Consider the following 18,009-nt stretch of genomic DNA (forward strand, 5'->3'; position numbering starts at 1 on the left):
ACCACGGATCGTCGTCGGCGGTGCCGTCGATCTCCGCGATCAACGAGCCCGCGGCCCCCGAGGCCCCGGCCGCCCCCGCGCTCGAGGAGATCGCGCCCACCGAGGGCCGGCTGGAGCGGCTGCGCGGCCGGCTGGCCCGGTCGCAGAACGCGCTGGGGCGCAGCGTGCTGGGCCTGATCGGCGGCGGCGACCTGGACGAGGACGCCTGGCAGGACGTCGAGGACACGCTGCTGATCGCCGACCTGGGCCCGGTGGTCGCCGAATCCGTCATCTCCCAGCTGCGCACCCGGCTGGCCAGCAGCGACGTGCGCACCGAGGCCGACGCCAAGGCCGTGCTGCGCGACGTGCTGATCACGGAGCTGCAGCCCGGCATGGACCGGTCGATCAGGGCGCTGCCGCACGCCGACCATCCCTCGGTGTTGCTGATCGTCGGCGTCAACGGCACCGGGAAAACCACCACCGTCGGCAAGTTGGCCCGGGTCCTGGTCGCCGACGGGCGACGGGTCGTGCTGGGCGCCGCCGACACCTTCCGCGCCGCGGCGGCCGATCAGCTGCAGACCTGGGCGTCGCGGGTCGGGGCGGAGGTGGTCCGCGGGGCCGAGGGCGCCGACCCGGCCTCGGTGGCCTTCGACGCCGTCGACAAGGGCATCGCCGCGGGCGCGGACGTGGTGCTCATCGACACGGCGGGACGGCTGCACACCAAGGTCGGACTGATGGACGAGCTGGACAAAGTTAAGCGGGTCGTAACACGGCGGGCCGCGGTCGACGAGGTGTTGCTGGTGCTCGACGCCACCATCGGGCAGAACGGACTGGCCCAGGCGCGGGTGTTCGCCGAGGTGGTCGAGATCACCGGCGCCGTGCTGACCAAGCTGGACGGAACGGCCAAGGGCGGCATCGTCTTTCGGGTTCAGCAGGAACTCGGCGTACCGGTGAAACTGGTCGGGCTGGGGGAGGGTCCCGACGATCTGGCGCCGTTCGAACCGGCGGCTTTCGTCGACGCGCTGCTCGGCTGAAACCCCTTACACGGCGAGCGGGACGTTAATCCCACCGAAACACTGCCGCACCATCGCCGAAACAACGATTGCGCAATCTTCTGGTCAGGTCATCAGACGTGTGTCTGGCGGCCAATCGTGGGCCGACCGGAGGAGATTGCGAGTGACATACCCGATACTGGGCCAGCCCAATACCGGCGATACCGCCTGGATGTTGGCCAGTTCCGCGCTGGTGCTGTTGATGACGCCGGGTCTGGCGTTCTTCTACGGCGGTATGGTGCGCGCCCGAAGCGTGCTGAACATGCTCATGATGAGCATCAGCGCGATGGGCGTGGTCACCGTGCTGTGGGTGCTCTACGGCTATTCGATCGCGTTCGGCGATGACGCCGGCGGCGTCGTAGGCAAGCCGACCTCGTTCTGGGGCCTCAAGGGCCTCATCGGTGTCAACGCGGTGGCCGCCGATCCGAGCAAAGGTGTTGCGGCCACTGACATTCCGCTGGCGGGCACCCTACCCGCCACGGTGTTCGTGGCCTTCCAGCTGATGTTCGCGATCATCACCGTCGCCCTGATCTCCGGCGCTGTGTCCGACCGGCTGAAGTTCGGCGCCTGGCTGGTGTTCGCCGGTCTGTGGGCTACGTTCGTCTACTTCCCGGTCGCCCATTGGGTTTTCGCGTTCGACGGCTTCGCCTCCGAGAAGGGTGGCTGGATCGCCAACAAGCTGCACGCGATCGACTTCGCCGGCGGGACGGCGGTCCACATCAATTCCGGTGTGGCGGGCCTGATGCTGGCGATCGTGCTGGGCAAGCGCCGCGGTTGGCCCACCACGCTGTTCCGGCCGCACAACCTGCCGTTCGTGATGCTCGGCGCCGGGTTGCTGTGGTTCGGGTGGTACGGGTTCAACGCCGGATCGGCCACCACTTCCAACGGTGTCGCCGGGTCGACCTTCATGACGACGACGGTCGCGACGGCCACCGCGATGCTGGGCTGGATGCTCACCGAACGCATCCGCGACGGCAAGGCGACGACGCTGGGCGCGGCGTCGGGCATCGTCGCGGGCCTGGTCGCCATCACGCCGTCCTGCTCGTCGGTCAACGTGCTGGGCGCCCTGGTGGTCGGCCTGGTCGCCGGCGTGCTGTGCGCGCTGGCCGTCGGCCTGAAATTCAAGCTCGGCTTCGACGACTCGCTCGACGTGGTCGGGGTGCATCTGATCGGCGGTCTGGCCGGCACGCTGCTGGTGGGGCTGCTCGCCGCACCGGAGTCCCCGGCCATCAACGGCGTCACCGGCGTATCCAAGGGATTGTTCTACGGCGGCGGCTGGGCTCAGCTCGAGCGGCAAGCAGTCGGCGCGTTCAGTGTTCTCATCTACTCTGGGGTGGTTACGCTGATCCTGGCGTTGATCCTGAAGTACACCATCGGGCTTCGTCTCAACCCAGAGGCGGAAGCCACGGGCATCGACGAGGCCGAGCACGCCGAGAGTGGTTACGATTTCGCCGTGGCTACCGGTTCGGTTCTGCCGCCCCGGGTCGCTGTGGCGGATACCCGCAACGGCCTGGAGGAGGAGCGAGTGAGCGACAAAGTGGAGGCAGAGCAGTCATGAAGCTGATCACCGCGATCGTAAAGCCGTTCACGCTCGATGACGTGAAGACCAGCCTGGAGGACGCGGGTGTCCTGGGCATGACGGTCAGCGAAATCCAGGGCTACGGACGGCAGAAGGGTCACACCGAGGTCTACCGGGGCGCCGAATACTCGGTCGACTTCGTGCCCAAGGTGCGCATCGAGGTCGTCGTCGACGACTCCATCGTCGACAAGGTCGTGGACAGCATCGTCCGGGCCGCGCGCACCGGCAAGATCGGTGACGGCAAAGTGTGGGTGAGCCCCGTGGAAACGATTGTGCGGGTGCGTACCGGCGAGCGCGGAACCGATGCGCTATGACGTCCGCTGTCACTTGCTGATTCGACCCGGGCGGGCCGGGAGGGCATGACCCCGAACGACCCCGACTCGTCCGGGCACCCAGCCGGGACAGAAAGCGCCTGCGCGGCAGTCGATCTGGCTGCCGCGCGGCGCCAACTGTTGTCTGAGGGCAGCAAGCTGCACGCCGCCGAGCTGCGGCACGCCTGGCTGGATCTGCACGAATCGTGGTTGATGGCCAAGGCGGCCGAGATCGGGATCGGCGACGACAGCGGCTTCGCGATCGTCGGGATCGGCGGATTGGGCCGCCACGAGTTGTTGCCGTATTCCGATCTCGACCTGATGCTGTTGCACGACAACTTCTCCGACGACGTGCTGGGCAAGGTCGCCGACAAGTTGTGGTATCCGCTGTGGGACGCCAACGTTCGGCTCGACCACAGTGTGCGGACCGTCTCCGGTGCCCTCGGCGTCGCCAACGCCGACATGATCGCCGCGCTGGGCATGCTCGACGCCCGCCACATCGCCGGTGACGCGCGACTGTCCGACGAACTGATCGCCGGGGCACGACGGCAGTGGCGCAGCGCAATTCGCTCCCGGATGAACGAGCTCGTCGAGATGACGCAGGCCCGCTGGGAACGGTGTGGCCGGATCGCACAGCGGGCCGAGCCGGACCTGAAATCGGGCCGCGGCGGGCTTCGCGACGTGCAACTGCTCGACGCGCTGGGCGTGGCGCAACTGATCGACCGCCACGGCATGGCCCGTCCGGAGTCGCCCGGGGGCTCACTCGACGACGCCCACCTGACGCTGCTCGACGTGCGCACCGAGTTGCACCGGGTCTCGGGACGCGGACGCGATCAGCTGCAGGCTCAATACGCCGACGAGATCAGCGCCGCCCTGCACATCGGTGATCGATTCGACTTGGCGCGCAAGCTATCCGACGCCGGGCGCACCATCGCCTACCACGCTGAGACGGGCATCCGGACCGCGGAGAACGCGCTGCCGCGCCGCGGGGTGACGGCCCTGGTGCGGCGGCCCAAGCGCCGCCCGCTGGACGAGGGCGTCGTCGAATACGCCGGGGAGATCGTGCTGGCCCGCGACGCACGCCCGGATACCGACGTGGGTCTGGTGTTGCGGGTGGCGGCGGCCTCGGCCGACACCGGGCTGCCGATCGGCGCCGCCACGCTGAGCCGCCTGGCCGCCAGCGCGCCCGAGATGCCGGTGCCCTGGCCGCGAGAGGCGTTGGACGACTTGCTGGTTGTGCTGTCCGCCGGGCCGACCACGGTGGCGACGATCGAGGCCCTGGACCGCACCGGGCTGTGGGGGCGGCTGCTGCCGGAATGGGACGCCATCCGCGACCTGCCGCCCCGCGACGTCGCGCACAAATGGACGGTGGACCGCCACGTCATCGAGACGGCCGTCAACGCCGCACCGCTGTCCACCCGGGTGGCGCGACCCGACCTGCTCGCGCTCGGCGCGCTGCTGCACGACATCGGCAAGGGCCGCGGCGTCGACCACAGCGTGCTCGGGGCGGGCCTGGCGCTCGAGATCGGACCGAGGCTGGGCATGGCACCGGCCGAGGTCGATCTGCTCGCCCAGCTGGTGCGCCACCACCTGCTGTTGCCGGTGGTGGCCACCCGCAGCGACCTCAACGACCCCAAAACCATTGAGCGCGTGGTGAAAACGCTCAGCGGTGACGCGCTGTTGCTCGAGGTCCTACACGCGCTGACCGAGGCGGACTCGAAGGCCACCGGTCCGGGGGTGTGGAGCGACTGGAAGGCGTCGCTGATCGAGGACCTGGTGCGGCGCTGCCGACTGGTGATGGCCGGCGAGCCGCTTCCGAAGGTCGAACCCGCTGCGCCGCAATACCTTTCGCTCGCCGCCGATCGCGGCGTCCACGTGGAGATCAAGCCCAGCGGCGGTGAACGCCTGGACGTGGTGATGGCCGCGTCGGATCAGCGGGGGCTGGTGTCGAAAGCCGCCGCCGTGCTGGCGCTGAACTCGCTGCGCATCCACTCGGCCTCGGCCAGCACCCACGAGGGCTTCGCCATCGTCGAATTCGTGGTGTCGCCGCTGTTCGGTTCGCCGCCGGAAGCGGGCCTGCTGCGCCAGCAGTTCAGCGGCGCGCTCGCGGGCGACGTCGACGTGCTGGGCAGTTTGGAAAAGCGTGACAGCGACGCCGTCAGCGCGGCGACCAGCCGGGCCGGCGAGGTCCAGGTCGGGGTGCCCGTCACGCGGTCGAGCGCCCCGCCGCGCATCCTGTGGATCGACTCGGGCTCACCCGATCAGCTGATCGTTGAAGTCCGCGCGATGGACCGCCTCGGGCTGCTCGCGCTGCTGACCCGCGCGCTGGAGCGGGCGGGCACCGACATCGTGTGGGCGAAGGTCAACACCTTCGGATCGACGGCGGCCGACGTCTTCTGTGTGACGGTGTCGGAACAGGCGGCCGCAGCGGCCGGCGACGCCGAGCACGGCGCGCGCGACGCGGTCGAGCAGGGTCTGCTGGCGGTGTTGGGCGGCCCCGCCGTCGAGGTGCTCGAAGAGCCCGTCGGCGACTAGCCGGATGAGGCCAATGAGGCCCGTCAATCGGCGATCGGCGACTCGGACGTGCGCGTGCACGCAAGCGCGGCGATCACCGAGTCGGTGGTGCGGCAAACGATACCCATGCCCGGCATCTCCCGGTCCGCGTCGGTGGTCCAGCCCGAGATCGCGTCGTACACCGCGACGGTACGAAGGTCTCGTTCGGTGGCGTCGACGAGTGTGGAGCGTGGGCAGTTCGGATAGTTGCAACCGGCGACGACCACCGTGGTCACGCCCCGTTCGCAGAGGTGCTCAAGCAGTCGGGTCCCGAAAAAGGCGCTCCAGCGCGGCTTGTAAAGGATGTGCTCGTCGGGCCCGACCTGCTGCGTGGCCCCGGCAAGCAAGATGTCTGGATCCAATTCCCGGACGGGCCCGAGGCCGTCGGCGAGTTGCGAACCGGGCGAGCCCGCAACGGCCTTGTCTCGCAGGGTTCGTCGACACAGATCGGCGTTGCTGCCGTCCGGTAGGTACAAGCGCACGACGTGCACGATCGGGCGCCCGCTGTCGCGGAAGGCAGCGGTCAGCCGCCGCACCGCGGGAAGTACCTCGGCGGTGCCGGCGATGTCGGTGACCCAGTCGCGCTGTAGGTCGATGGTGAGCAGGGCGCTGCGGGAGAATTCCGGGCTGAGGTAATCGTCCACGCCCGAGAACACTAGGTAGACGGTCGGCGCGGGTCTTGTACGTCGTTGCGCGCGAACCCGCCCGGTGTGGCCGCGAAGGTATGGCGGAAATGGCGATGAAGATGCGCCTGGTCATAAAAGCCGCTCTGCGCGGCGGCATAAGCCACGGCGTGCCCTGCGGTGAGTAACTGTTGGGCGCATCGCAGCCGCAGTTGCAGCAGGTACCGGTGCGGGGTCACGCCCGTTTCGCGGCGAAAGGCGCGCAGCAATTGGAACCGGGGCAGGCCCGCGACGGTGGCGAGCTCGTCGAGGGTGGGTGTGCGCTGCAGGTCAGCAGCCAAGTGGCGCAGCACTTTTCCGACAGCAAGCGGCGGTTGTCTGGGGATCGTGCACCGCGCGTAGCGGGTGAGGATCTCGGTGCACACTGCTTCGAATTCTTCTCGAGCCGCCAGTGTCTGCTGGTTCGGACGACGGTGCAGCCGGACCAATCGATCAGCCAGCCGTGGGTCGTGCGGTGTCGAAACCGGGAAGGTCGGACGGTGCCCGGCGAGTTCTTCCAGCAGCGCCGGAGGGAGGTAGAAGACCCGGTAATCCCAGCCGTCGGCGGCCGCGGGACGTCCGGCGTGGATGGTGTCGGCATCCAGCAGCAGCAGGCTTCCCGCCGGCGCGTGTTCGGTGCCGCCGCGGTAGCGGACGGCCTCCACCCCACGCTCGATCGCGGCGACAGCGTACTCGCTGTGCGAGTGGGGGACGAAGTGGTGCGTGCGAAAGGACGCCGTCACCAACCGCATGTCATCGGGGCCATAGCGGTGCTCGACGACGTCCTGCATAGCTCAGTGTTACCCGACCGCCGTGTCGACGGTTACGAGTGCTCGGCGTTGAGCCGGCGCACGGCGTCGATGCGCGCCCGCAGCTGTTCGCGGCTCGCCGCCGCGATCGGGGGACCCCCGCAGCGGCGCCGCAGTTCGTTGTGAATCCAGCCGTGCGGCTTGCCCGTCCGGTGGTGGGCGATCGAGACGAGGGTGTTGAGCTCGCGGCGCAGCTCCCGAAGCTGGCCGTGCACCGTGGCCGGGGCTTCGACGGCCGCCGGCGATCCGGCCTCCTTCTGCAGGCGGGCCCGCTTCTGCAGCTGTTCGTCCTGACGCTGGTGCAGCAGCGCCCGCATCTGCTCGGCGTCGAGCAGCCCGGGGATGCCGAGGTAGTCGGCCTCCTCGTCGCTGCCGGCCGGCGCGGCGGTGCCGAACGATGATCCGTCGAAGATCAGCTGATCGAGCTCCGCGTCGGCGCCCAGCGAGGTGAACCCCTTGTCCAGGTCGGTCTTCTCGTCCTGCGTCTTGGTGGCGGGGTCGCCGTCGAGCGGGTCGCCCTCGGACGGGCGGTGCGGCTCGCCGAGCACGTGATTGCGCTGGGCCTCCAGCTCGCTGGCCAGCTGCAGCAGGTTGGGCACCGACGGCACAAAGATGCTGGCGATTTCCCCCGGGCGGCGCGACCGGACGAACCGGCCGATGGCCTGGGCGAAGAACAGCGGCGTCGAGGCGCTGGTGGCGTAGATCCCGACCGACAGCCGCGGCACGTCGACGCCCTCGGAGACCATGCGCACCGCGACCAGCCAGCGGCTGGTGCTCGCGGCGAATTCGCTGATCCGCGCCGACGAGCCCGGGTCGTCGGAGAGCACCAGCGTCGGCGCCTCGCCGGTCAGCTTGGTCAGCAGGGCGGCGTAGGCGCGCGCGGCGGTCTGATCCGAGGCGATGATCATGCCGCCGGCGTCGGGCACGTGCGTGCGCAGCTGGCGCAGCCGCAGATCCGCGGCGGTGATCACCGCGGGCATCCATTCGCCGGCGGGGTCCAGCGCCGTGCGCCAGGCGCGCGCGGTCTGCTCGGCGGATAGCGGCTCGCCCAGCCGGGCCGCGTGCTCCTCGCCGGCGCTGTCGCGCCACCGCGCCTCCCCGGAGTAGGCGAGGAACACCACCGGCCGGACCACGCCGTCGGCCAGGGCGTCGGTGTAGCCGTAGGTGTGATCGGCCTGCGACCGCCGTATCCCGTCGGGCCCGGCCTCGTAGGTGACGAACGGGATGGGGCTGTCGTCGCTACGAAACGGCGTCCCCGTCAGGGCGAGCCGGCGGGTGGCGTCGCCGAAGGCCTCGCGGATGGCGTCGCCCCACGTCTTGGCGTCGCCGCCGTGGTGGATCTCGTCGAAGATGACCAGGGTCCTGCGCTGTTCGGTGCGCACCCGGTGCAGCGTCGGGTGCGCGGCGACCTGGGCGTAGGTGACCATCACGCCGTGAAACTCCGGCGCGATCCGCGGGTTGCTGTTGGAGAACTTCGGATCCAGGGCGATGCCGTAGCGCTGCGCGGCCTGGGCCCACTGAATCTTCAGATGCTCGGTGGGCACCACCACGGTGACGTGCTCGACGGCGCGCTGGCCCAGCAGTTCGGCCGCCACCCGCAAGGCGAACGTCGTCTTGCCCGAGCCCGGGGTGGCCACCGCCAGGAAGTCGCGCGGCTGGGCGGCGAGGTACTTGACCAGCGCCCTGCGCTGCCAGCCACGCAGCACGCGGGTGCCGCTGGTGTCGCTGGGATCGTCGTCGGCCCGCGCCTGGATGCTGCTGAGCGGCACCGACACAGGCCCCCCGTTCGTTGCTCGTCGATGTGGCCAACTCGATTGAGTCGCGGCTGTGAAATCTAGCACGCCAACGCTTTTCGGCGCAGTAACGACTCGACTGGCTATCGTGTCCGGCTCAACGTTTCGCGGGTCTGCAGCCACTCGTGGATGCGTGCGGCAACGTCGGCCCAGCCCGGTTCGAGCATCATGTTGTGGCCCATCGAAAAGAATTCCGGCTCGGTCCCATAGGCGCGCGCAGTGTTGCGCACCTCGCGGACGCTGACGAAGCCGTCGTACTCGGCGCCCAGGACCAGAATCGGCGTTTTCACCCGCTTGGTTCTGACGCGGCGGACGATCGGGTCGGTCATGGCGGCGCGGACGCTCTCGGCGCCGGCGCGTTGCCGGCAGGCTTCGACGACGTCCTCGGGCGTGTCGGGACAGAACAGGTACTCGCGGGCCAGCGCCGGGGTGGCGAGGAATTTCAGCAGCGTGGGATCGCTCCACGATTCCATCGTCATTGACGGCCGGCGGCGCCACACCCGCAACGCCAGCGTCAGCACGCCCTGCGGCGGCACCGAACCCACCAGCACCGCGGCCGGGGCGTCTCGGTCTTCGAGGTAGCGCTGGACCACGAACCCGCCGAGCGAATGGCCGATCAGGATCGGCGCGCCGCCCAGGCCGTCGGCCACCGAACGGACGTCGTCGATGTAGTCGGCCATGGACACCTTCGGCAGCGGCTTGGGGCTGGGGCTGGCGCCGTGCCCACGCAGGCTCATGGCGACCGCGCGGTAGCCGGCGTCGGCGAAGTAGTCCAGGAAGTGTTCCCAGCACCAGGCGCCATGCCAGCCGCCGTGCACGAAGAGCAGCGGCACCGGATGCGCTTCGCTGCAGGACCCTTTGCCGATCACCTCGAGCACTCGACCATTCAAACCCGCTCGCCGTCCCCGCGAGACTGAAACCACGAACATCATTCCCGGCGTGTCGTGTGCACAGTTTCAGTGTTGCGGTCGGCGGGCGGCGACGAATCCGCCGCACCGGGCTCCACTAGGCTGGCGGGGTGTTTGAATCGCTGTCCGACCGATTGACCGGTGCCCTCGCGGGGCTGCGCGGCAAGGGTCGATTGACCGACGCCGATATCGAGGCGACCACCCGCGAGATTCGGCTGGCGCTGCTGGAAGCCGACGTGTCGCTGCCCGTGGTGCGCGCGTTCGTCACCCGGATCAAGGATCGCGCCAAGGGCGCGGAGGTCTCCGGTGCGCTCAATCCGGCGCAGCAGGTCGTCAAGATCGTCAACGAAGAACTCATCGGCATCCTGGGCGGCCAGACCCGGCAGCTGGCGTTCGCCAAGACGCCGCCGACCGTGGTGATGCTCGCCGGTCTGCAGGGTTCCGGTAAGACGTCGCTGGCCGGCAAGCTGGCCGCCTGGCTGCGCGGGCAGGGGCACACCCCGCTGCTGGTCGCGTGCGACCTGCAGCGCCCGGCCGCCGTCAACCAGCTGCAGGTCGTCGGTGAGCGGGCCGGGGTGCCGGTGTTCGCGCCGCATCCCGGCGAGTCGCCCGGATCCGGGCCCGGCGACCCGGTCGCGGTCGCGGCCGCGGGGCTCGCCGAGGCGCGGGCCAAGCACCACGACGTCGTCATCGTCGACACCGCCGGCCGGCTGGGTATCGACGACGAGCTGATGGCGCAGGCCGCGGCCATCCGCGACGCCATCAATCCCGACGAAGTGCTGTTCGTCCTCGACGCAATGATCGGTCAGGACGCCGTCAACACCGCCGAGGCGTTCCGCGAGGGCGTCGGCTTCACCGGGGTGGTGCTGACCAAGCTCGACGGTGACGCCCGCGGCGGTGCCGCGCTCTCGGTGCGTGAGGTGACCGGCGTCCCAATCCTTTTCGCCTCCACCGGCGAGAAGCTGGAGGACTTCGACGTCTTCCACCCCGACCGGATGTCGAGCCGCATCCTGGGCATGGGCGACGTGCTGAGCCTGATCGAGCAGGCCGAGCAGGTCTTCGATGCCGAACAGGCCGAGGCCGCCGCCGTCAAGATCGGCAGCGGCGAGCTCACGCTCGAGGACTTCCTGGAACAGATGCTGGCCATCCGCAAGATGGGCCCGATCGGCAACCTGCTGGGCATGCTGCCCGGCGCCGGGCAGATGAAGGACGCGCTGGCCCAGGTCGACGACCGCCAGCTGGACCGCCTGCAGGCCATCATCCGCGGCATGACCCCGGCCGAGCGCGCCGATCCGAAGATCATCAACGCGTCGCGGCGGCTGCGCATCGCCAACGGGTCGGGCGTCACGGTGTCCGAGGTCAACCAGCTGGTGGATCGCTTCTTCGAGGCCCGCAAGATGATGTCGTCCATGCTCGGCGGCATGGGCATCCCCGGTATCGGCCGCAAGTCAGCGACGCGAAAGTCCAAGGGGGCCAAGGGCAAGGCGGGCAAGAAGGGTAAGAAGGGCGGACGCGGTCCGACACCGCCGAAGGCGCGCAACCCGCTGGCCGCCGGGATGCCGGGCATGCCGGCCGGATTCCCCGATCTGTCGCAGATGCCCGAGGGCCTCAACGAGCTGCCGCCCGGTCTGGCCGACTTCGATCTGTCCAAGCTGAAGTTCCCGGGCAAGTCGTGACGATCGCGAGCGCGGCCGCGCCGCGCGAAGCGGGTCGTCACGGTCGGAAGTAGCCGCCCGGTGCGCATGCACGTGCGGGGCGTGGGGCTGCCCGACGAGACCGCGATCGACCTGTGGATCGTCGACGGCCGCATCAGCGCCGAACCGGTCGCCGGCGCCGACACCGTTTTCGACGGCGGCTGGATCGTGCCCGGGCTGGTCGACGCCCACTGCCACGTCGGCCTCGGGGACCACGGCGAGATCCCGCTGGACGACGCGATCGCCCAGGCCAAGATCGAACGCGATGTCGGCGCGCTGCTGCTGCGGGACTGCGGTTCGCCCACCGACACCCGCAGCCTCGACGACCGCGACGATCTGCCCTGCATCATCCGCGCCGGGAAGCATCTGGCCAGGCCGAAGCGGTACGCGGCGGGCTTCTCGCGCGAGCTGGAAGACGAATGGCAACTGCCCGCGGCGGTGGCGCAGGAGGCCAAGCGCGGCGACGGGTGGATCAAGCTGGTCGGCGACTGGATCGACCGCAGCGTCGGCGACCTGGCCCCGCTGTGGTCCGACGAGGTGCTCAAGGCCGCCATCGACACCGCGCACGCCCACGGCGCCCGCGTCACCGCGCACGTCTTCAGTGAGGACGCGCTGCCCGGGCTGATCAACGCCGGCATCGACTGCATCGAGCACGGCACCGGCCTGACCGACGAGACGATCGAGCTGATGGTCTCCCGCGGCACCGTGCTGGTCCCGACGCTGGTCAACATCGTGGAGAACTTCCCCGGGATCGCCGCGGCCGCCGCGAAGTATCCGGCGTATGCCGCGCACATGCGCGACCTGCACGCCCGCGGCCTGTCCCGGATCGCCGCGGCCCGCGAGGCGGGCGTGCCGATCTACGCCGGCAGCGACGCGGGCACCATGGTGGCGCCCGGGCGGATCGCCGACGAGGTCGAGGCGCTCAAGAGCATCGGGATGAGCCCGACCGAGGCGCTGGGCGCCGCGTGCTGGGACGCGCGTCGCTGGCTCGGCCGGCCCGGCCTCGACCACGGCGCCTCGGCCGACCTGCTGTGTTACGCGCAAGACCCGCGGTCGGGCCCCGCCGTGCTGAAGAGTCCCGATCTGATCATGTTGCGCGGCAAAGTCTTTCGCTCACCCGCCTAGCCGCGCGCCGCGCGGGCTTTCCCATGATGGCCGCGCACCCCGGCCGCCGCGCCGAGCGCACCGCGGTTGCGCCCGCGGCGCCGCCCGGTGGCGCACACTGAGCCCACAGCCGGGTCGATTCCTTCAGTTTCGCTGAGAAAAGATTGCGAGTGCTTGCTATCTATGTTAGCGTTCCGACCATCGACGACGGAGGAACCCATGGCCTACGACGTGATCATTCGCGATGGATTGTGGTTCGACGGCACCGGCAGCGCGCCGCTGACCCGCACGCTCGGCATCCGCGACGGCGTGGTGGCCACGGTCGGCACCGAGCGGCTGGATGAGACCGGTTGCCCCGAGGTGATCGACGCGGCCGGCAAATGGGTGGTGCCCGGCTTCCTCGACGTGCACACCCATTACGACGCCGAGGTGCTGCTGGATCCCGGACTGCGCGAGTCGGTGCGCCACGGCGTCACCACCGTGCTGCTGGGCAACTGCTCGTTGTCGACGGTCTACGCCGATTCCCAGGACGCCGCCGACCTGTTCAGCAGGGTGGAGGCGGTGCCGCGCGAATACGTGTTCGGCGCACTGGATTCCCACCGCACCTGGTCGACGGCCGCGGAGTACATCAAGGCGATCGACGCCCTGCCACTGGGGCCCAATATCGGTTCGCTGCTTGGACATTCGGACCTGCGGACGGCGGTGCTCGGGCTGGATCGGGCCACCGACGACGCCGTGCGGCCCACCGAGGCCGAGCTGGAGAAGATGGCCGACCTGCTGGGCGAGGCGCTCGACGCCGGTGTGCTCGGCATGTCCGGGATGGACGCGCCCATCGACAAACTCGACGGTGAACGCTTCCGCTCGCGTGCCCTGCCGTCCACCTTCGCGACGTGGCGGGAGCGCCGCAGGCTGATCAAGGTGCTGCGCAAGCGCGGCCGAATCCTGCAGAGCGCCCCGAACGTGGCGAAGCCGTCAACCGGAATGCTCTTCTTTCTGGCCAGCAGCCGGATATTGAACTGGGGCAAGGGTGTTCGGATGAGCATGCTGGTGTCCGCCGACGCCAAGTCGATGCCGCTGTCGGTTTACGTCTTCGGCCCCGGGACTCGGCTGCTGAACAGGCTGCTGGGCGCCAGCGTGAAATTCCAGCACCTGCCGGTGCCGTTCGAGTTGTACTCCGACGGCATCGACCTGCCGGTCTTCGAGGAGTTCGGCGCGGGAACGGCCGCCCTGCACCTGCGGGACCAGTTGGAGCGCAACGAGTTACTGGCGGACAAGGAATACCGCCGCAAATTCCGGCGCGAGTTCGACCGCATCAAGCTCGGACCGTCGCTGTGGCACCGCGACTTCCATGACGCCGTCATCGTCGAATGTCCGGATGAGTCGTTGATCGGCAAGAGCTTTGGCGAGATCGCCGACGAGCGCAAGCTGCACCCGCTCGACGCGTTTTTGGACGTGCTTGTCGAAAACGGAGAACGCAACGTCCGCTGGACCACCGTCGTGGCCAACCATCGGCCCAAGCTGCTGGACGCGCTGGCCACCGAAGGCAGTGTGCACATGGGCTTTTCGGACGCCGGGGCGCACCTGCGCAACATGGCCTTCTACAACTTCGGGCTGCGAATGCTCAAGCGCACCCGGGACGCCTACCGGGCCGGCGCGCCCTTCATGTCGATCGAGCACGCGGTGCACCGGCTCACCGGTGAACTGGGCGAGTGGTTCGGCATCGACGCCGGCACGCTGCGCCAGGGCGACCGCGCGGACTTCGTGGTGATCGACCCGGCCGGGCTCGACGAGTCCGTCGACGGCTACCACGAGGAGGCGGTGCCGTTCTACGGCGGCCTGCGGCGCATGGTCAACCGCAACGACGACGCCGTAATCGCCACCGGGGTGGGCGGCGTGGTGGTCTACGGCGGCAGCCACTCCAAGGGCGAATTCCGGGACGGCTACGGCAAATCGGTGCGGTCGGGCCGCTACCTGCGGGCGGGGGAGCGCGCGCGTCGGGAACGCGGCGCGCTGAGCGTCACCGCCTGACATGGCCAGGACCCAGCAGCAGCGCCGCGAGGAAACCGTCGGGCGGCTCATCGACGCGTGCATCGCCACCATCATCGAGGTCGGCTACGCGCGGGCATCCGCCGCGGTGATCACCAAGCGGGCCGGGGTGTCGGTGGGCGCGCTGTTCCGGCACTTCGACACCATGGGCGATTTCATGGCCGCGACCGCGTCCGAGGTGTTGCGCCGCCAGCTGGAGTCGTTCACCAAGGGGGTCGCCGAGATACCCGCCGACCGGCCGGCGCTGGAGGCGGCGCTGGGGATCTTGCGCGACATCACCAGCGGCCCGGCCAACGCGGTCATCTACGAGCTGCTGGTGGCCGCCCGCACCGACGAAAAGCTCAGGGAGACTTTGCAACACGAGCTGGGGCAGTACGCCGCGAAGATCCACGACGCCGCACGCGCGCTGCCGGGCGCCGACCGCTTTCCCGAGGACACCTTCCCGGTGTTCGTGGCGTTGATGACCAACGTGTTCGACGGGGCCGCGGTGGTGGAAGGCGTTCTGCCGCAACCAGAAATCGCGGCACACCGCATTCCCGTCCTGATGGCGCTGCTCACCGCGGCGCTACCCGACGCCGACTCCTGAATGACTTACAGCGAGCCGATGCTCGACTGCGGGCTTTGCGCGAATCCCCAGTCGAACAACGTCGCCGCCTGATCCCAGTACGTCGGTCCGCCCTCTTTGATCAGCCCGTACATCATCGCGATCACCAGCCGGCGGCCCCCGCGGGCGGCGGCCCCGACGAAGGTCTTGCGCGCGGCGTTGGTGAAGCCGGTCTTGCCGCCGATCGCGCCGGGATAGCGCTGCAACAGCTCGTCCTGGTTGGTGATCGGGTGATCGCCGTTGTCGCCGGGGAACATCGCCGACGGCTCGGCGGTGATCTGCGCGAACACGGGGTTGGCCATCGCGGCGCGGAAGATGACCGCCAGGTCGTGCGCCGTCGACGCGCCCGAACCCGCGGGCCCGTCCAGCCCGGACGGTGTCGCCGCGTGCGTGTTGGTGGCGCCCAGGGAAGCCGCCTTGGCGTTCATCTTGGCGACCGTGGCGTCCGGGCCGCCCAGCATGTGCGCCAGCGTGTTGGCGGCGTCGTTGCCCGAGACCAGCAGCAGGCCGTCCAGGAGTTGGCGCGCGGTGTAGGTGCGCCCCGGCTTGATGCCGACGCAGTTGCACTCCACCTGGGTGTCGGCGACGTCGGCGACGACGGTCGAGTCCAGGCTCACCGAGTCCAGGACCACCTGGGCCAACAGCGTCTTGATGGTGCTCGCCGGCGGGTGGGCCACGTTCTGGTCACGGCCGGCCAGCACCTGCCCGCTGTCCAGGTCGGCCACGATCCAGGTCTGCGCCGGACCGTCGGGAATGGGCATCGAGCCGACCGGCTGCATGCTGTCCGCCCACGCGGTGGACATGGCGACGGTGGCGGTGCAGGTACCGACTGCGACGACGGTAGCGGCCACCCTGAGCCCCAGGGCCGTGAGCTTGCGCATGGCCGCAAAGTCTAACTTCCGCCCCTGCCCGGGGCGGATCTTCAGTACTGTCCGATGCATGTTGAGCCTGGAAGAGATCTCGGATCGGCTCGAGATCCAGCAGCTGCTGGTGGATTACTCCACCGCCATCGACAACCGGCGATTCGACGATCTGGACAACGTGTTCACGCCCGATGCCTACATCGACTACACGGCGCTCGGCGGCATCGAGGGTCGGTACCCGGAGGTGAAGAAGTGGCTGGCCGAGGTGCTGCCCAACTTCCCGGTGTATGCGCACATGCTCGGCAACTTCTCGGTCCGGATCGAGGGGAACACGGCCTCGTCGCGGGTGATCTGCTTCAACCCCATGGTGCTTGGTGGCACCAAGGACGGCGAAGAGGAAAGAGCGCTGTTCTGCGGGCTCTGGTACGACGACGAGTTCGTGCGCACGCCCGACGGCTGGCGCATGACCCGGCGGGCGGAGACGAAGGTCTTCCAGAAGGTGATGTGAGTCGGCAACATGAGCCCCGCCTGTCACCGCGTGCGCGATTTCTGATCACCGCCCCTGGTCTGGCACAATGGGCGGCTGTCCGCCGAGCGATCACCGTTTCTTTTCGGGGCCCGGCCGGTCACTACACGCGAGGCAAAACCGGATCCGGGCATCGGGCCCCGATCGCCGAATTGCAGCGTGACACACACAGGAGAATCGCTTAACCATGGCTGTGAAGATCAAGCTCACCCGGCTTGGCAAGATCCGCAATCCCCAGTACCGCATCGCCGTCGCCGACGCCCGCACCCGGCGCGACGGCCGCTCCATCGAGGTCATCGGCCGCTACCACCCTAAGGAAGACCCGAGCCTCATCGAGATCAACTCCGAGCGCGCCCAGTACTGGCTGTCCGTGGGCGCCCAGCCCACCGAGCCCGTGCTCAAGCTGCTGAAGATCACCGGCGACTGGCAGAAGTTCAAGGGCCTGCCCGGCGCCGAGGGCCGCCTGAAGGTCGCCCCGGCCAAGCCCAGCAAGCTCGAACTGTTCAACGCCGCCCTGGCCGAGGCCGATGGCGGCCCGACCACCGAGGCCGCGAAGCCGAAGAAGAAGGCCCCCGCCAAGAAGGCGGCGAAGGGCACAGAGGAGTCTGCCGACGCCGCCGAGCCGCAGGCCGCGGCCGAGGCCCCGGCGGAGAACGCCGCGCAGGCCGAGGCGCCCGCCGAGGGCGGCGAGCAGGCCGAGTCGACCACCGAAAGCTGATCGGGGCGATGAGTACGGTTGTCGTTGACGCTGTTGAGCACCTGGTTCGCGGGATTGTCGACAACCCCGACGACGTCCGGGTGGACATGGTGACCAGCCGCCGGGGACGGACGGTCGAGGTGCACGTCCATCCCGACGATCTGGGCAAGGTGATCGGTCGCGGGGGTCGCACCGCGACCGCATTGCGCACGCTGGTCGCCGGGATCGGCGGTCGCGGCATCCGCGTCGACGTGGTGGACACCGACCAGTAGCGGGGCGCGGCTCATGGAACTCCCTTGGAGTTGACTGTCGGGCGCGTGGTGAAAGCCCACGGCATCAGCGGCGAGCTGGTGGTGGAAATCCGCACCGACGATCCCGCCGCCCGGTTCTCGCCGGGTAACACGTTGCGCGCCAAGCCCTCTCGCGGGGGTACGGAGCGCAGCTGTGTCATCGAGAGTGCGCGCGAGCACGGCGGGCGGCTGCTGGTGCGGCTGGCCGGGGTCACCGACCGCGACGCCGCCGACGCGCTGCGCGGCACCCTGTTCGTGGTCGACTCCGAGGACCTGCCCGACATCGACGAGGCGGACACCTACTACGACCATCAGCTCGAAGGTCTGCGCGTGCATACCACCGCCGGCGAGCAGGTGGGCGTCGTCGCCGAGGTGTTGCACACCGCGGCCGGTGAACTGCTCGCGGTGCGGCGCGAATCCGGCGACCAGGAGCGGGAAGTGTTGGTGCCGTTCGTGTCCGCGATCGTCACCGCGGTGTCCCTCGACGACGGCACCGTCGAGATCGATCCGCCCGAAGGCCTGCTGGACCTGTAGGCCCT

The 18,009-nt window shown here is 69.4% G+C and carries 17 protein-coding genes; 12 read left to right on the forward strand and 5 right to left on the reverse strand.

The genetic code is table 11. The features are described 5' to 3' along the window. The 4 genes from ftsY to A5624_RS20405 form a co-directional block, all read left to right on the forward strand. Positions 1–1,013 (forward strand): signal recognition particle-docking protein FtsY (ftsY, locus tag A5624_RS20390; RefSeq protein ID WP_066870129.1); only part of this gene is annotated, 1,013 nt, incomplete at its 5' end. A gap of 190 nt (positions 1,014–1,203) precedes the next feature. Continuing rightward, positions 1,204–2,589, forward strand: a complete 1,386-nt coding sequence (locus A5624_RS20395) for an ammonium transporter (RefSeq protein ID WP_066870360.1) — start codon at positions 1,204–1,206, stop codon at positions 2,587–2,589. Continuing rightward, the gene (gene glnB / locus A5624_RS20400; RefSeq protein ID WP_003878721.1) at positions 2,586–2,924 is read left to right on the forward strand and encodes a nitrogen regulatory protein P-II; all 339 of its coding nucleotides are present in this window, start codon (positions 2,586–2,588) and stop codon (positions 2,922–2,924) included. Before A5624_RS20395 ends, glnB begins: the two co-directional genes overlap by 4 nt. Positions 2,925–2,969: 45 nt before the next feature. Further along, positions 2,970–5,456 carry a [protein-PII] uridylyltransferase gene (locus A5624_RS20405; protein ID WP_066870132.1) on the forward strand — a complete coding sequence of 829 codons (2,487 nt, stop codon included), beginning with the start codon at positions 2,970–2,972 and terminating at the stop codon, positions 5,454–5,456. 23 nt (positions 5,457–5,479) lie between these two features. Here A5624_RS20405 and A5624_RS20410 read toward each other — a convergent pair whose 3' ends face one another. From A5624_RS20410 to A5624_RS20425, 4 genes are all read right to left on the reverse strand, one after another. Further along, positions 5,480–6,118: a cysteine hydrolase family protein gene (locus A5624_RS20410; RefSeq protein WP_066870362.1), complete on the reverse strand. Its 639-nt coding sequence runs from the start codon at positions 6,116–6,118 to the stop codon at positions 5,480–5,482. An 11-nt stretch (positions 6,119–6,129) separates the two neighbouring features. Continuing rightward, a complete protein-coding gene (locus A5624_RS20415) occupies positions 6,130–6,927 on the reverse strand; it encodes an AraC family transcriptional regulator (RefSeq protein ID WP_066870135.1) in 798 nt (265 codons plus the stop codon). A 32-nt stretch (positions 6,928–6,959) separates the two neighbouring features. Continuing rightward, positions 6,960–8,720 (reverse strand): DEAD/DEAH box helicase, encoded by a 1,761-nt coding sequence (locus tag A5624_RS20420; protein WP_066870138.1) that lies wholly within the window; start codon positions 8,718–8,720, stop codon positions 6,960–6,962. Between the two features lie 101 nt (positions 8,721–8,821). After that, positions 8,822–9,616 (reverse strand): alpha/beta hydrolase, encoded by a 795-nt coding sequence (locus tag A5624_RS20425; RefSeq protein ID WP_066870143.1) that lies wholly within the window; start codon positions 9,614–9,616, stop codon positions 8,822–8,824. Positions 9,617–9,756: 140 nt separating this feature from the next. Between A5624_RS20425 and ffh the strand changes: the two genes are divergently transcribed. The 4 genes from ffh (at position 9,757) to A5624_RS20445 (ending at position 15,076) form a co-directional block, all read left to right on the forward strand. Continuing rightward, entirely contained in the window at positions 9,757–11,322 is a 1,566-nt protein-coding gene (gene ffh / locus A5624_RS20430) for a signal recognition particle protein (protein WP_066870146.1), read from the forward strand. A gap of 66 nt (positions 11,323–11,388) precedes the next feature. Continuing rightward, positions 11,389–12,465: an amidohydrolase family protein gene (locus tag A5624_RS20435; RefSeq protein WP_156749107.1), complete on the forward strand. Its 1,077-nt coding sequence runs from the start codon at positions 11,389–11,391 to the stop codon at positions 12,463–12,465. 162 nt (positions 12,466–12,627) lie between these two features. Then, positions 12,628–14,472, forward strand: a complete 1,845-nt coding sequence (locus A5624_RS20440) for an amidohydrolase family protein (RefSeq protein ID WP_066870153.1) — start codon at positions 12,628–12,630, stop codon at positions 14,470–14,472. Between the two features lies 1 nt (position 14,473). Further along, on the forward strand, positions 14,474–15,076 hold the full coding sequence (locus tag A5624_RS20445; protein ID WP_066870156.1) for a TetR/AcrR family transcriptional regulator: 603 nt from the start codon (positions 14,474–14,476) through the stop codon (positions 15,074–15,076). A gap of 5 nt (positions 15,077–15,081) precedes the next feature. Here A5624_RS20445 and A5624_RS20450 read toward each other — a convergent pair whose 3' ends face one another. Next, complete coding sequence (locus A5624_RS20450) at positions 15,082–15,975, reverse strand: D-alanyl-D-alanine carboxypeptidase family protein (protein ID WP_066870159.1); 894 nt, start codon at positions 15,973–15,975, stop codon at positions 15,082–15,084. Positions 15,976–16,033: 58 nt separating this feature from the next. Between A5624_RS20450 and A5624_RS20455 the strand changes: the two genes are divergently transcribed. The 4 genes from A5624_RS20455 (at position 16,034) to rimM (ending at position 18,004) form a co-directional block, all read left to right on the forward strand. Next, positions 16,034–16,465: a nuclear transport factor 2 family protein gene (locus A5624_RS20455; RefSeq protein WP_066870163.1), complete on the forward strand. Its 432-nt coding sequence runs from the start codon at positions 16,034–16,036 to the stop codon at positions 16,463–16,465. 205 nt (positions 16,466–16,670) lie between these two features. Beyond that, complete coding sequence (gene rpsP, locus A5624_RS20460; protein ID WP_066870166.1) at positions 16,671–17,201, forward strand: 30S ribosomal protein S16; 531 nt, start codon at positions 16,671–16,673, stop codon at positions 17,199–17,201. An 8-nt stretch (positions 17,202–17,209) separates the two neighbouring features. Beyond that, positions 17,210–17,452, forward strand: coding sequence for an RNA-binding protein (locus tag A5624_RS20465; RefSeq protein ID WP_003878715.1), 243 nt, complete (start codon positions 17,210–17,212; stop codon positions 17,450–17,452). 24 nt (positions 17,453–17,476) lie between these two features. After that, on the forward strand, positions 17,477–18,004 hold the full coding sequence (gene rimM / locus A5624_RS20470) for a ribosome maturation factor RimM (RefSeq protein ID WP_066870169.1): 528 nt from the start codon (positions 17,477–17,479) through the stop codon (positions 18,002–18,004). Positions 18,005–18,009 lie beyond the last annotated feature (5 nt).

Source organism: Mycobacterium sp. 1482292.6 (assembly GCF_001672995.1).
GTDB classification, from domain to species: domain Bacteria; phylum Actinomycetota; class Actinomycetes; order Mycobacteriales; family Mycobacteriaceae; genus Mycobacterium; species Mycobacterium europaeum_A.

What these genes read in the sequence shown, in the direction of transcription:
- A5624_RS20440 (WP_066870153.1), top strand. Translation starts at nt 12,628, where the DNA reads ATGTTAGCGTTCCGACCATCGACGACGGAGGAACCCATGGCCTACGAC.
- A5624_RS20445 (WP_066870156.1), top strand. Translation starts at nt 14,474, where the DNA reads ATGGCCAGGACCCAGCAGCAGCGCCGCGAGGAAACCGTCGGGCGGCTC.
- rpsP (WP_066870166.1), top strand. Translation starts at nt 16,671, where the DNA reads ATGGCTGTGAAGATCAAGCTCACCCGGCTTGGCAAGATCCGCAATCCC.
- A5624_RS20415 (WP_066870135.1), bottom strand. Translation starts at nt 6,927, where the DNA reads ATGCAGGACGTCGTCGAGCACCGCTATGGCCCCGATGACATGCGGTTG.
- A5624_RS20450 (WP_066870159.1), bottom strand. Translation starts at nt 15,975, where the DNA reads ATGCGCAAGCTCACGGCCCTGGGGCTCAGGGTGGCCGCTACCGTCGTC.
- A5624_RS20435 (WP_156749107.1), top strand. Translation starts at nt 11,389, where the DNA reads ATGCACGTGCGGGGCGTGGGGCTGCCCGACGAGACCGCGATCGACCTG.
- A5624_RS20395 (WP_066870360.1), top strand. Translation starts at nt 1,204, where the DNA reads ATGTTGGCCAGTTCCGCGCTGGTGCTGTTGATGACGCCGGGTCTGGCG.
- glnB (WP_003878721.1), top strand. Translation starts at nt 2,586, where the DNA reads ATGAAGCTGATCACCGCGATCGTAAAGCCGTTCACGCTCGATGACGTG.
- A5624_RS20455 (WP_066870163.1), top strand. Translation starts at nt 16,034, where the DNA reads ATGTTGAGCCTGGAAGAGATCTCGGATCGGCTCGAGATCCAGCAGCTG.
- A5624_RS20465 (WP_003878715.1), top strand. Translation starts at nt 17,210, where the DNA reads ATGAGTACGGTTGTCGTTGACGCTGTTGAGCACCTGGTTCGCGGGATT.
- A5624_RS20405 (WP_066870132.1), top strand. Translation starts at nt 2,970, where the DNA reads ATGACCCCGAACGACCCCGACTCGTCCGGGCACCCAGCCGGGACAGAA.